The organism is Streptomyces sp. SudanB182_2057, from assembly GCF_964272715.1.
GTDB lineage: Bacteria > Actinomycetota > Actinomycetes > Streptomycetales > Streptomycetaceae > Streptomyces > Streptomyces rubradiris.
In genome coordinates this window covers 2,755,252-2,767,890 of record NZ_OZ186798.1, presented here as the reverse complement: position 1 = coordinate 2,767,890, position 12,639 = coordinate 2,755,252, and the positions used below count along the sequence as shown (strand labels likewise).

Below are 12,639 nucleotides of genomic sequence, written 5' to 3'. Positions count from 1 at the left end.
CTGCATGCCTGGCATCACGCGCGAGGAGGTCGCCCACCTCGCCCGGCTGGCGCGTCTGGAGCTGAAGCCCGAAGAACTCGATCACTTCGCAGGCCAGCTTGACGACATCATCGGCGCGGTCGCCCGCGTCAGCGAGGTCGCCGACCAAGACGTACCGCCGACCTCGCACCCGCTCCCGCTGACGAACGTCATGCGGCCGGACGAGGTCCGTCCCTCGCTCACCCCCGAGCAGGCGCTCTCCGGCGCCCCGGCCCAGGAGCAGCAGCGTTTCAAGGTGCCGCAGATCCTGGGGGAGGAGTGACCACCATGACGGACAGCAACATCATCAAGCTCACGGCCGCGCAGATCGCCGAGAAGATCGCCTCCGGCGAACTGACGGCGGTCCAGGTCACCGAGGCCCACCTCGCCCGGATCGAGGCCGTGGACGAGAAGGTCCACGCCTTCCTGCACGTCGACCGCGAGGGCGCCCTCGCCCAGGCGCGTGCCGTGGACGCCAAGCGCGAGCGCGGCGAGAAGCTCGGCCCGCTGGCCGGCGTCCCGCTCGCGCTCAAGGACATCTTCACCACCGAGGGCGTGCCCACGACCGTCGGCTCGAAGATCCTCGAAGGCTGGATCCCGCCGTACGACGCGACGCTCACCAAGCGGCTGAAGGCCGCCGACGTCGTCATCCTCGGCAAGACCAACATGGACGAGTTCGCCATGGGGTCCTCCACCGAGAACAGCGCCTACGGTCCGACCGGCAACCCCTGGGACCTCACCCGGATCCCCGGCGGTTCCGGCGGCGGTTCGTCCGCCGCGCTCGCCGCCTACGAGGCCCCGCTCGCCATCGGCACCGACACCGGCGGCTCCATCCGCCAGCCGGCCGCCGTCACCGGCACGGTCGGCGTGAAGCCGACCTACGGCGCGGTGTCCCGGTACGGCATGGTGGCCTTCTCCTCCTCCCTCGACCAGGGCGGCCCCTGCGCCCGTACGGTCCTGGACGCGGCCCTGCTGCACGAGGTGATCGCCGGCCACGACCCGCTGGACTCCACGTCCATCGACGCCCCGGTCCCGCCGGTGGTCGAGGCCGCCCGCAACGGCAGCGTCCAGGGCATGCGCGTCGGCGTGGTCAAGCAGTTCCGCGGCGAGGGCTACCAGGCCGGCGTCATCCAGCGCTTCGACGAGTCGGTGGAGCTGCTCAAGGAGCTGGGCGCCGAGATCGTCGAGCTGGACTGCCCGTCCTTCGACCTCGCCCTGTCGGCGTACTACCTGATCGCCCCGTCCGAGTGCTCCTCCAACCTGGCCCGCTTCGACGGCCTGCGCTACGGCGCGCGGACCGGCGACGACGGCACGCACTCCGCCGAGGAGGTCACCTCCCTGACCCGCGAGGCCGGCTTCGGCCCCGAGGTCAAGCGCCGGATCATGCTCGGCACGTACGCGCTGTCGAGCGGCTACTACGACGCGTACTACGGCTCCGCGCAGAAGGTCCGCACGCTCATCACGCGGGACTTCGAGAAGGCCTTCGAGCAGGTCGACGTCATCGTCTCCCCGACGACCCCGACCACCGCCTTCCCGATCGGCGAGCGCGCCGACGACCCGATGGCGATGTACCTCGCGGACCTGTGCACCATCCCGACCAACCTGGCGGGCAACGCGGCCATGTCCCTGCCCTGCGGTCTCGCCCCGGAGGACAACCTCCCGGTGGGCCTGCAGATCATCGCCCCGGCGCTGAAGGACGACCGGCTGTACAAGGTGGGCGCCGCCGTCGAGGCCGCCTTCGTGGAAAAGTGGGGTCACCCGCTGCTGGAGGAGGCACCGTCGCTGTGAGCAAGCTGTCGAAGGCCAAGGACTTCAAGAAGTCCAAGTCCGGTACGTACCTGTCCATGGCCGCCACCGCGTTCGGCGCGGTCGGCGCCGCGAAGCAGATCAAGAAGGCCCGCGCCGAGAACGACACGCTGAGGCTCGTCGACGCCGTCGTCACCGCCGCAGGCATCGTCACCGGCCTCGCCATCCTCTACCGCGAGCTGAAGCGGTTGGGCGACGACGACGTCCTGCTGGGCTGAGAGGGAAGTTTTCACCGTGACCACCACGACCGACCTGGTGTCGTACGAGGACGCGCTGGCGGCGTACGACCCCGTCATGGGCCTTGAGGTCCATGTCGAACTCGGCACCAAGACCAAGATGTTCTGCGGCTGTTCGACGGCGCTCGGCGCCGACCCGAACTCCCAGACCTGCCCCGTCTGCCTCGGCCTGCCCGGCGCGCTCCCGGTCGTCAACGCGACCGGCGTCGAGTCCGCCATCAAGATCGGTCTCGCGCTGAACTGCGAGATCGCCGAATGGTGCCGCTTCGCCCGGAAGAACTACTTCTATCCGGACATGCCGAAGAACTTCCAGACCTCCCAGTACGACGAGCCGATCGCCTTCAACGGCTACCTCGACGTGCAGCTGGAGGACGGCGAGGTCTTCCGCGTGGAGATCGAGCGCGCCCACATGGAGGAGGACACCGGCAAGTCGACGCACGTCGGCGGCGCCACCGGCCGTATCCACGGCGCGTCCCACTCCCTGCTGGACTACAACCGCGCCGGCATCCCGCTCATCGAGATCGTCACCAAGCCGATCGTGGGCGCCGGCGAGCGCGCCCCCGAGGTGGCGAAGGCGTACGTCCGCGAGCTGCGCGAGGTCATCCGCGCCCTCGGCGTGTCCGAGGCCCGCATGGAGATGGGCCAGATGCGCTGCGACGTGAACCTGTCGCTGATGCCCAAGGGCGCCGACAAGTTCGGCACGCGCTCGGAGACGAAGAACGTCAACTCCCTGCGCTCGGTGGAGCGTGCGGCCCGCTACGAGATCATGCGCCACGCGGCCGTGCTCTCCGGCGGCGGCACGATCGTCCAGGAGACCCGCCACTTCCACGAGGACACCGGGTCCACGACCTCGGGCCGCGTGAAGGAGGAGGCCGAGGACTACCGGTACTTCCCGGAGCCCGACCTGGTCCCCGTCGCGCCCTCGCGCGAGTGGGTCGAGGAGATCCGCGCGGCCCTGCCCGAGCTGCCGCTGGCCCGCCGTACCCGGCTGCTGGCGGAGTGGGGCATCTCCGCCACCGACATGCAGGCGATCCTGAACGCCGGCGCGCTGGACCCGATCGTCGCCACGATCGACGCCGGTGCCGACGCGGCCGCCGCCCGCAAGTGGTGGATGGGCGAACTCGCGCGCAGCGCCAACGAGTCCGGCACGGCGCTGGACGAGCTGGCGATCACCCCGCGGCAGGTGGCCCGGGTCACCGAGCTGGTCGCCAAGGGTGACCTGAACGACAAGCTGGCCCGCCAGGTCATCGAGGGCGTCCTCGCGGGCGAGGGCACCCCGGACGAGGTGGTGGACAAGCGCGGTCTGAAGGTCGTCTCGGACGAGGGCGCGCTGACCACCGCCGTCGAGGAGGCCATCGCCGGCAACCCGGCCATCGCGGACAAGATCCGCGGCGGCAAGGTGGCCGCGGCCGGCGCCCTGGTCGGCGCGGTCATGAAGGCCACCCGCGGCCAGGCCGACGCGGCCCGCGTCAAGGAGCTGATCCTGGAGAAGCTCGGCGTCACCGAGGGCTGACCCCGCCCGCGCACGGCCCCGGAGGCACGCCCGCCTCCGGGGCCGTACGCATGCCCGCGTCGGCCTACGCCCGGCGTCCCACGACCCGTACGAATCCCAGCGCGTGCCCCTGGTCCGCGCGGAGCATCTCGGCGGACCGGCCCGCCATGCGGACATGGAGGTCGTCGGCGCTCTCCTCGGTGACCACGTCGCACCACAGCAGCCAGTCCCGCCAGCCGTGCTCCAGCCAGTCGGCCGCCTCCACTTCCACGGCGCCACTGCGGGTCCAGTGGCGCCGCCACCAGTCCGCGGTGTGGAAGCACCAGAAGGCGGGCTCCCACCAGGGCCTCAGGTGCTCCGGCGGCTCGACGCCCGCCGGCTCCTCGCGCAGCGCCGGGACGACGACCCCGATCCGCCCGCCCGGCTTCAACAGCCGGGTCAGGGACGGCAGATACAGGTCGTCGGTGCCGAAGTACTGGTAGGCGTCGATGGAGACGATCGCGTCGAAGGACCCTTCGGCGAACGGCAGGTCGTGGGCCTCGGCGCGCACGGGCAGCACCCGGTCGGCGACACCCGCCTCGGCGAGCCGTACGGCGTTGTCGTCGGGGTTCACCCACAGGTCGGCGGCGGTGACCTGGAGGCCGTACTCGCGGGCCAGGAAGACGGAGGTCATCGCCCGCCCGCAGCCCAGGTCGAGCACGCGCGCGCCGGGCGGCAGCGCGTCCAGCCCCAGCGCGGGGGCCAGCCACTCCAGCAGCCACAGCGCGTGCGGGCCCATCTGGTTCTCGATGGTCCAGCGGGCGTCGTAGCCGTTGCTGCGGGGGTAGCGCGGGTGGGTGACGCGGCGGGTGAGCGCGTCCGGCGTGGTCGGTGTGTTGGTCACAAGCAACCATCCCTAGCAGCCGGGAAGGCCGCCCCGCACCGGGTTTTCGCCGCCGCGGCGGGTACGCTCGCCCGCCATGAGGGGAAGCACCGAATCCGAAGTCGGGCCCGCGGCGACGGAGGCCGCCGGAGCGCCCGGAACCGCCGGGGGCGCCGAGGAGCGGGCCGGGGGTGCCGAGGAACGGGCCGGGGACGCGGAGGAGTACGCGGGGGTGCCCGGGGACCATGCCGGGGATGCCGGGGACGGCGAGGAGTACGTGGGGGACGCCAGGCGGGCCCGCTGGGCCGCCGTCGCGACCGGGGCGCTGCTGACCTGCGCGGGGCTGGCTGCCGCGCTGCTGAGGTCCGCCGGGGCCGCCCCGGCGTTCGTGCCCGTCGCCTACGCCCTCGGCGCCGCCGTGTGCGCGTCGGCCGCGGTGCTGGGCGCCAGGGGCCGTACCCGCAGGGCCTTGTGGATGCTGATCGCGGGGACGATGATCATGGCGCTCGGGGACCAGTCCGACTGACGTGTTTTCGCCGTACCGGCCGGGTCCCGGCGGACGAACTGCGGGAAGGAACTACGGCTTCATGTACGCGACATCACTCGGTGACGACGGTGCCGAACTGCGGCCCCTGGAGGTGTGGCACGCCGGTGAGCTGCTGGAGAACATCGACCGGGGACGGGAGTTCATCGGCCGGCACATAGGACTCGCGGACGCGGTGTCCGATCTCGACGGGGCCCGCGCGTGGCTGAAGTCGTACGCCGACAAGCGCGCCGCCGACGCCGGCGGCCTGCACGGGATCTGGCTGGACGGCAAGCTCGTCGGAGGGCTGCTGTTCCGCGTCTGGGACACCCCGAGCGGGGTCTGCGAGGCCGGCTGCTGGCTGGAGCCGGGCGCGGCCGGGCGCGGGCTGGTCACGCGGGGCATGCGGATCCTGCTCGACTGGGCCTTCGAGGAGCGCGGCATGCACCGGGTGGAGTGGCAGGTGTCCTCGGCCAACCAGGCCAGCATCAACGTGGCCCGGCGGCTCGGCATGACCCGCGAGGGCGTGCTCCGCGAGAACTTCCCGCACCGGGGTGTGCGCACCAGCACGGAGATCTGGGCGGTGCTGGCACCCGAGTGGCGTGCGGCACGCGCGCGTACCGAACGAAACGATCATTAAGAGACCTCTCAGACAGCGTCCGTACGGTGCCGGGCATGGCAACGAAGACAGCGGAAGGCGCCGAGACCGCCGGCACCGGGTCCGGCACCGAGGCGCGCAAGGACGACGAGACGACGACGGCCGCCCCCGGGGCCGTGGCGGAGACCGAGGAGACCGGGAAGACCGAGCCGGCGGACGCGGCCGGTGAGGAAGACGGAGAAGACGGGGAAGCCGGGGTTCGGGAGGACGGCGAGGCGGACGGCGCCGGTGGCAAGGCGGCCTCCGGGGTCGGCCAGGGCGCCGGTGCCGTCGTCTCCGCCGCGCTGGGCCTGGTCTCCCTCACCGGCGGCTGGATCGGCACCGTCGCCTCCGCCCGGGAGCAGCTCATCGGCCAGCTGCGGACGTCGACCAGCGCGAGCGTCGGCACCCAGCTCAAGGAGGTCTACGGCGACGCCTGGCACACCACCGCCCTGTGGGCCGGGCTGTTCGCGCTGGCCGCGCTGGTCACCGCCGTGGTGGTGCTGGTCCGGCCCGCGTTCGGTACCCCGGGCCGCCCGCAGGCCGCCTGGATCAGGTCGGTGGCCTGGGCGGGCCTGTCGCTCGGTGTCATCGGCCTGCTGCTGGCCGTCCTGAAGTACTCCGACGCCCTGCTGGCCGTGCCCTCCGCCGGCTGACCGGACGCGGATCCCAGGGGCCTTAGGGCGTCCCCGCCTGGTGCGCGGACCCTAAGGCCCCTTACGCGCGCGTGCGGCCCGCCGGACGCGTGAAGATGCGGAACTATCCCGATGCGGCGGACCCGGCCGCGGGACGAGGGTGGGAGGCGTCGCGGAAAGCGGCACCCGCCACCGGATCCGGGAGGAACCCGCCATGTACGAGCTCGAACTGCACCGCCTCCGCTCCGCCGAACTGCGCCGCACGGCGCGGGAGGAGCGCCTGGCCCGCGAGGCCGTCCGCGCCCGCCGCGCCGCCCGCCGCGGGCGGTCCGGCCACGCCGCCCCGGCCGCCGAGTCGCATACCGACGGCTCCCGGCGGCACGGGCTGCCACGCACCGCGTGACGCCGGGGGCGCGGAGCGGCCGGACGGGGGACGGCCGCTCACGGCACCAGGGCCGGGGGGCTTCCCGGCGGAGCCGCACGGCCTTTCCGGCCGTCGGCCCCACCTCTCCGGTCGCCGGTGAGGCCGTCCCGGCTGTCGATACGGCCCTTCCGGCCATCAGTACGACCATCACACGGGCCCTGTGGAAAACCAGTGCCGGGCCCTCGGAACCTCGTGCGATGCTCGGGCCCGTGGAGACCAGGTCCGTCAGTCCCGTGTTCGTCGGCCGCACCGCCGAGTTGGCCACGCTGCGCGACGCGCTCGCCCGCGCCGGCGCCGCCGAGCCGCAGGCGCTGCTGCTCGGCGGCGAGGCGGGCGTGGGCAAGACCCGCCTCGTGGAGGAGTTCGCCACGGACGCCGCCGGCCGCGGCGCGGTCGTCGCCGTCGGCGGCTGCGTCGAGATCGGCGCCGACGGGCTGCCGTTCGCCCCCTTCTCCGCCGCGCTGCGGGCCCTGCGCGACGCCCTGCCCGAGGCGTTCGCCGCCGCCGCGGCCGGTCAGGAGGAGGAACTGGCCCGGCTGCTGCCCGACCTCGGCGAGGCCGGTGCCGGCCGCCACGACGAACAGGGCATGGCCCGCCTGTTCGAACTCACCGCCAGGCTGCTGGAGCGGGTCGCCGCCGACCACACCGTCGCCCTGGTCCTGGAGGACCTGCACTGGGCCGACGCCTCCACCCGCCACCTGCTCGCCTACCTGCTGCGCACCCTGCGCGCCGGCCGCCTCCTCGTCCTGGCCAGCTACCGCAGCGACGACATCCACCGCCGTCACCCGCTGCGCCCCCTGCTCGCCGAACTGGACCGGCTGCGCACCGTCCGCCGGATCGAGCTGGCCCGCTTCACCCGCGAGGAGGCCTGCCGCCAGATCGCCGGCATCCTCGCCGCCGAACCCGACCCCGCCGAGGTCGACGAGATCTACGCACGCTCCGACGGCAACGCCTTCTTCATCGAGGAACTCGCCGTCGCCGCCCGCCGGGGCGACTGCGCCGGGCTCACCGACTCCCTGCGCGACCTGCTCCTCGTCCGGGTCGAGGCGCTGCCCGAGAGCGCCCAGCGGGTCGCCCGGATCGTCGCCGAGGGCGGTTCCACGGTGGAGTACCGGCTGATCGCCGCCGTGGCCCGGCTGGCCGAGGACGACCTCATCGAGGCGCTGCGGGCCGCCGTCGGCGCCAACATCCTCACCGTCACCCCCGCCGGCGACGGCTACCGCTTCCGGCACTCCCTGGTCCGCGAGGCCGTCGCCGACGACCTGCTGCCCGGCGAACGCTCCCGGCTCAACCGCCGCTACGCCGAGGCCCTGGAGGCCGATCCCACGCTCGTCCCCGCCGACGCCCGGGTGATGCGCCTGGCCAGCTACTGGTACCACGCGCACGACGCGGCCAAGGCCCTGCCCGCCGTCCTCGCCGCCGCCGTCGTCGCCCGCCGCCGGCACGCCTACACCGAACAACTCGGGCTGCTGGAACGGGCGATGGAGCTGTGGGACGACGCCCCCGCCGAGGTGCGCGCCGCCCTGCGCCCGGTCGACTACGCGGAGGTGTACCCGCCGTGCGGCTGCGACCCGGCCACCACCCCGCTGCGCTACCTCGACCTGATGGCCGAGGCCGCGGTGGCGGGCCGCTTCGGCGGCGAACGGGAACGCGCCCTGAAGATCACCAAGCGGGCCCTGCGCCTGCTGGAGGAGGACCCGGACCCGCTGCGCGCCGCCTGGTTCTGGGTGCAGCGCTCCCGGCTGGTGCAGGCCCAGGCCCGCGGCGACGGCTGGCGGGAACTGGCCACCGCGCAGGAGCTGGTGCGCGGACTGCCGCCGTCCGAGGTGCACGCCGAGGTGCTGGCGGTCGTCGCCAACTGGTCCATGCAGCACCGGCCCGGCCCCGAGGCGCTGGCCGCCGCCGAACGGGCCGTGGAGTACGCGCGCATGGTGGGCGCCCGCGAGACCGAGCTGCACGCCCTGCTCACCCTGGGCGGGCTGACGGTGGAGTCCGGCGACCCGGAGACGGGCCTGGCGCAGATGCGGCAGGTGCTGCGGGACACCCTGGCGGAGGGCGTGCACCCGGTCGCCGGCCGGGCCTACGTCAACCTGCCGTCCGCGCTGCGCAGCGTCGGCCGGGACCGGGAGGCCGTCCCGCTGCTGCGCGAGGGCATCGAGTTCTGCCGCCGGTACGGACTGCTGGACTCCGGGGCCTGGGCCTGGGGCAACCTCTCCGAGGCGCTCTACGCGCTCGGCCGGTGGGAGGAGGCCGCCGAGGCCGCCGCGCACGCCACCCGGGTCGGCCACAGCGCCAAGCCCCGGGCCGGGGGCGCCCTGCGCCTGGCCCACCTCGCCCTGGCCCACGGCGACCTCGCCGAGGCCGCCCGGCAGCTCGCCACCGCCCGCTCCTGGTACGGCACCCACGACCCGCGGCCCCAGCAGTCCTTGCCGCTGGTCCGCACCGCCATCGGCATAGCCGCCGCCGAGGGCAGGACCGACGACGTCCGCGCGCTCCTCCTGCCGGTCCTGGACGCCGGTTTCCCGCCCGGCACCCACCGGTACGGCTGGCCGCTGCTGCTGGCCGCCGCCACCGCCGAGGCCGACGCCCGCGCCGTGCCCGCCGCCCGGCCCGGCCGCGCCGAGATCCTCGACCGCCTCGCCAGGGCCGTACGGACGCTGACCACCGGTGTCCCCCTGTGGCAGGCCCACAGCCGGTGGGCCCGGGCCGAACTGCTGCGCGCCGAGGGCCGGGACACCGCCGGGACCTGGTCCCCGGTCGTCGCCGCCTTCGAGTGCCTGGACCGCCCCTACGACCTCGCCCGGGTCCGGCACCGCCTGGCCGGGGCGCTGCTGGCCGAGGGCGGCGACGACGAGCGCGACCGCGCCGTGGAACTGCTCAGGCTGGCCACGGCGGTCGCCGACCACCTGAAGGCCCGGCCGCTCGCCGACGCCGTCGCCCGGCTCGCCCAGCGGGCCCGGCTCACCCTCGGCGGCGGCAAGCGGCGGGACCCGGCCGCCGATCCGGCCGCCGCGTTCGGTCTCACCAGCCGGGAGCGGGACGTCCTCGGCCTGGTCGCGGCCGGCCGGACCAACCGGCAGATCGCCGAGGAGCTGTTCATCTCGCCGAAGACCGCGAGCGTCCACGTCTCCAACATCCTCGGCAAGCTCGGTGTCTCCGGCCGGGGCGAGGCGGCGGCGGTGGCGCACCGGCTCGGCCTGCCCGTGGCCGGGACACTCGCTGCCGAATCGCCCGGGTGAGACCTACGCTGGAGAAAACCGGCAATGGGGGGGGAGCCGTGTTCAACGTCTTCGAGGAACTGTTCGCACCCGGCCGCAAACACACCCGGGACGAACAGAAGCGGCTGGAGTTGTCCCGGGAGGACGTCGGCGACAACGACCCCGGTCGCGGTCCCATAGACCTGGCCTCCGGCAAGGCGGTCATACGGCTGTCCGCGCCGGAAGCGCCGGCACCGGCCGACGAGGAACCCGGGCCCGACCCCGGCTGACCTCGGCCGGAGGGGCGGTGGGGCCGGCGGCCGGCTCAGCGGACCCGGAGCTCCAGCACCCGGTCGTCCCCCTTCTCCGGCGTGCCCCGGCCGTCCGTGTTGCCGGTCACCAGCCACAGCCGGCCGTCGCCCGCCGGGGCCACCGTGCGCAGCCGGCCGTAGGTGCCGGTGAGGAACGCCTGCGGAGCGGCCGAGGCCGAGGTGCCGTCCAGCGGGAGGCGCCACAGCCGCTCGCCGCGCAGTCCCGCCAGCCAGATCGCGCCATTCACCTGGACGATGCCGCTGGGGGATGCCTCGTCGGTGTGCCACTGGGCCACCGGGTCCTGGAAACCGGCGCCGGAGGAGCGGCCCTCCGCTTCGGGCCAGCCGTAGTCGCCGCCGGGCTTGATCGCGTTCAGCTCGTCCCAGGTGTCCTGCCCGAACTCCGAGGCGAACAGCCGCTGCTGCCCGTCCCAGGCCAGCCCCTGGACGTTGCGGTGGCCGTAGGAGTACACGACCGAACCGGGGAAGGGGTTGCCGGGCGCCGGTTCGCCGTCCGGGGTCATCCTGAGGATCTTGCCGCCGAGCGAGGACCGGTCCCGCGCCAGGCCGCGCCGCCCGGTCTCGCCGGTGCCCGCGTACAGCATGCCGTCCGGCCCGAACGCGATCCGGCCGCCGTTGTGGACGGTGCCCTTGGGGATGCCCTTGAACACCGTGTCGGGAGCGCCCAGTCGCGCACCGGCCGGTTCCCGCTCGTCGTAGCGGACGCGGACGATCCGGTTGTCCGAGGCCGAGGTGAAATAGGCGTAGATCATATGGTCCGTGGCGTAGCCGGGGGACAGGGCGATGCCCAGCAGTCCGCCCTCGCCGGCCGGGGCCACCCCGGAGACCGTGCCCAGCACCGTCGTCCGGCCGGTCCTGGCGTCGATCCGGCTGATCGTGGCCTCGTCCCGGGAGGAGACCAGCAGATCACCGCCCGGCAGTTCGGCCAGCCCCCACGGCGACTTCAGCCCCTCGGTCACCGTGCGCAGCACCGTCGCCGACCCCTTGGCGGGCGCGGCCGGCCCGGCGCCGCGGGAGGCGGTGGGCCCGCCGGAGACCGTGGCGGCCGGCGTCCGGCCCGGCGCGTCCCCGCCTTTCGAGGAGCAGCCGGCCGTGAGCAGCAGTGCGGTCACGGCCAGCACGGCCGGTACGGCTCGACGTCGCACGATCACGGTTCCCTTCCGGCCGGCGGACACCACGGCGGCCCCACGCCGCACGCTACTCCGCGCCACGGACCACGGACACCGGCCGTCCGCGCCCGGCCGGGTTCCCGCTCACCGGGTCCTGACCCACGGTCACCGAATCCCGGTCCCGGTGGCCGGATATCGCGGTGACGGGATCCGGCCCCAGGAAAACCCTGTCCCAGGAACTCGGTCCCAGGCGCCGATCCCACCCCCGGGCCTCAGCCCCAGGCACGATTCCGCCCTTGGGCCTCAGTCCCAGGAACCCCGCGCCGCCGGCAGCCCGGCCACCTCCGCCAAGTCCTGCGCGGTCAGCCGGAGCTCCGCCGCCCCCGCGTTCTCCGCGGCCCAGCGCTCCCGCTTGGTGCCCGGCAGCGCGATCACATGACGGCCCTGCGCCAGCACCCAGGCCAGCGCCACCTGGGCCGGGGTGACCCCCTCGCCGTGCCGCCGGGCTATGCGCCGCAGCCCCGCGACGATCGGCTGGTTGGCCGCCATCATCTCGGCCGTGAACCGGGGATGCCGGGCGCGCACGTCGTCCGGTTCGAAACCCTCGCCCGGCGTCAGCGTGCCGGTCAGGAAGCCGTTGCCCAGCGGCATCGCCGCGAGGAAACCGACCCCGCGCGCCTCGCACCACGGCAGCAGCGCCCGGACCGCCTCCGGCGACCACACCGACAGCTCCGCCTGCACCGCGCTCACCGGGAACACCTGCTGGATCCGCTGCAACCGGCGCAGCGTCGTGTCGTACAACCCGGCGCCCGAGCGGCGCCCGCCGCGCGCCCCCAGCGCGCACAGGCCCAGCGCGCGCACCTTCCCGGCCCGCACCAGGTCCGCCATCGCGCCCCACGTCTCCTCGACGGGCACCTCGGGGTCGGGGCGGTGCAGCTGGTACAGGTCGATCACGTCCGTCTGGAGCCGCCGCAGCGAGGCGTCGCAGGCCCGCCGCACATAGCCGGGGCGGCCGTTGGCCACGATGTGCTGCTCGCCCACCAGCAGCCCCACCTTCGTGGCCACGAAGGCGTCCCGGCGCCGCTCCCTGAGCACCCGGCCCAGCAGCAGCTCGTTGGTGAACGGGCCGTACATGTCCGCGGTGTCCAGCAGGTCCGAGCCGAGGTCCAGCGCCCGGTGCACGGCTTTGACCGACTCCTCGCCCCGCCGCCGGGAGGCGGTGTACGCCCAGCTCATCGGCATGCATCCGAGTCCGACGGCCCCCACCGCGAGTCCCCCCGCGCCGATCGTCCTGCGCTCCACCTGCTCGTGAACCTCCCTCTGCCCGGCCACCAACCTAACCTCTGCGCCCGCGCGGCCCTGACATAG

The 12,639-nt window shown here is 74.2% G+C and carries 13 protein-coding genes; 10 read left to right on the top strand and 3 right to left on the bottom strand.

What is annotated here, in order from left to right:
* Nucleotides 1–4: 4 nt before the first annotated feature.
* Genes gatC through gatB form a run of 4 tightly spaced genes read left to right on the top strand, consistent with a single transcriptional unit; the run spans nt 5 to nt 3,573 of the window.
* On the top strand, nt 5–301 hold the full coding sequence (gene gatC / locus ACSURM_RS11685) for an Asp-tRNA(Asn)/Glu-tRNA(Gln) amidotransferase subunit GatC (RefSeq protein WP_004925108.1): 297 nt from the start codon (nt 5–7) through the stop codon (nt 299–301).
* A gap of 5 nt (nt 302–306) precedes the next feature.
* The gene (gene gatA, locus ACSURM_RS11680; protein WP_289969082.1) at nt 307–1,806 is read left to right on the top strand and encodes an Asp-tRNA(Asn)/Glu-tRNA(Gln) amidotransferase subunit GatA; all 1,500 of its coding nucleotides are present in this window, start codon (nt 307–309) and stop codon (nt 1,804–1,806) included.
* A complete protein-coding gene (locus ACSURM_RS11675) occupies nt 1,803–2,042 on the top strand; it encodes a hypothetical protein (protein ID WP_030614455.1) in 240 nt (79 codons plus the stop codon). The genes gatA and ACSURM_RS11675 overlap by 4 nt, the downstream gene beginning before the upstream one ends.
* A 16-nt stretch (nt 2,043–2,058) precedes the next feature.
* On the top strand, nt 2,059–3,573 hold the full coding sequence (gene gatB, locus ACSURM_RS11670; RefSeq protein WP_436954930.1) for an Asp-tRNA(Asn)/Glu-tRNA(Gln) amidotransferase subunit GatB: 1,515 nt from the start codon (nt 2,059–2,061) through the stop codon (nt 3,571–3,573).
* Between the two features lie 64 nt (nt 3,574–3,637).
* On the opposite strand, the gene ACSURM_RS11665 is transcribed toward gatB, so the two are convergent.
* Nucleotides 3,638–4,435, bottom strand: coding sequence for a methyltransferase domain-containing protein (locus ACSURM_RS11665; protein ID WP_436954929.1), 798 nt, complete (start codon nt 4,433–4,435; stop codon nt 3,638–3,640).
* Nucleotides 4,436–4,646: 211 nt separating this feature from the next.
* Between ACSURM_RS11665 and ACSURM_RS11660 the strand changes: the two genes are divergently transcribed.
* The 6 genes from ACSURM_RS11660 (at nt 4,647) to ACSURM_RS11635 (ending at nt 10,120) form a co-directional block, all read left to right on the top strand.
* Nucleotides 4,647–4,940 carry a hypothetical protein gene (locus tag ACSURM_RS11660; RefSeq protein ID WP_436961043.1) on the top strand — a complete coding sequence of 98 codons (294 nt, stop codon included), beginning with the start codon at nt 4,647–4,649 and terminating at the stop codon, nt 4,938–4,940.
* 61 nt (nt 4,941–5,001) lie between these two features.
* The gene (locus ACSURM_RS11655) at nt 5,002–5,577 is read left to right on the top strand and encodes a GNAT family N-acetyltransferase (protein WP_436954928.1); all 576 of its coding nucleotides are present in this window, start codon (nt 5,002–5,004) and stop codon (nt 5,575–5,577) included.
* Nucleotides 5,578–5,612: 35 nt separating this feature from the next.
* On the top strand, nt 5,613–6,230 hold the full coding sequence (locus ACSURM_RS11650; RefSeq protein WP_436954927.1) for a hypothetical protein: 618 nt from the start codon (nt 5,613–5,615) through the stop codon (nt 6,228–6,230).
* A 193-nt stretch (nt 6,231–6,423) separates the two neighbouring features.
* Nucleotides 6,424–6,612, top strand: coding sequence for a hypothetical protein (locus ACSURM_RS11645; protein WP_436954926.1), 189 nt, complete (start codon nt 6,424–6,426; stop codon nt 6,610–6,612).
* 218 nt (nt 6,613–6,830) lie between these two features.
* Nucleotides 6,831–9,872 (top strand): helix-turn-helix transcriptional regulator, encoded by a 3,042-nt coding sequence (locus ACSURM_RS11640; protein WP_436954925.1) that lies wholly within the window; start codon nt 6,831–6,833, stop codon nt 9,870–9,872.
* A gap of 38 nt (nt 9,873–9,910) precedes the next feature.
* Nucleotides 9,911–10,120 (top strand): DUF6191 domain-containing protein, encoded by a 210-nt coding sequence (locus ACSURM_RS11635; protein WP_436954923.1) that lies wholly within the window; start codon nt 9,911–9,913, stop codon nt 10,118–10,120.
* A 35-nt stretch (nt 10,121–10,155) separates the two neighbouring features.
* Here ACSURM_RS11635 and ACSURM_RS11630 read toward each other — a convergent pair whose 3' ends face one another.
* Nucleotides 10,156–11,307: a PQQ-dependent sugar dehydrogenase gene (locus tag ACSURM_RS11630; protein ID WP_436954921.1), complete on the bottom strand. Its 1,152-nt coding sequence runs from the start codon at nt 11,305–11,307 to the stop codon at nt 10,156–10,158.
* Nucleotides 11,308–11,574: 267 nt separating this feature from the next.
* Complete coding sequence (locus tag ACSURM_RS11625; RefSeq protein WP_436954920.1) at nt 11,575–12,573, bottom strand: aldo/keto reductase; 999 nt, start codon at nt 12,571–12,573, stop codon at nt 11,575–11,577.
* Nucleotides 12,574–12,639: the final 66 nt, after the last annotated feature.

Coding starts and splice junctions, on each gene's coding strand:
- gatA (WP_289969082.1), top strand. CDS start 307: ATGACGGACAGCAACATCATCAAGCTCACGGCCGCGCAGATCGCCGAG.
- ACSURM_RS11640 (WP_436954925.1), top strand. CDS start 6,831: ATGCTCGGGCCCGTGGAGACCAGGTCCGTCAGTCCCGTGTTCGTCGGC.
- gatC (WP_004925108.1), top strand. CDS start 5: ATGCCTGGCATCACGCGCGAGGAGGTCGCCCACCTCGCCCGGCTGGCG.
- ACSURM_RS11645 (WP_436954926.1), top strand. CDS start 6,424: ATGTACGAGCTCGAACTGCACCGCCTCCGCTCCGCCGAACTGCGCCGC.
- ACSURM_RS11655 (WP_436954928.1), top strand. CDS start 5,002: ATGTACGCGACATCACTCGGTGACGACGGTGCCGAACTGCGGCCCCTG.
- ACSURM_RS11650 (WP_436954927.1), top strand. CDS start 5,613: ATGGCAACGAAGACAGCGGAAGGCGCCGAGACCGCCGGCACCGGGTCC.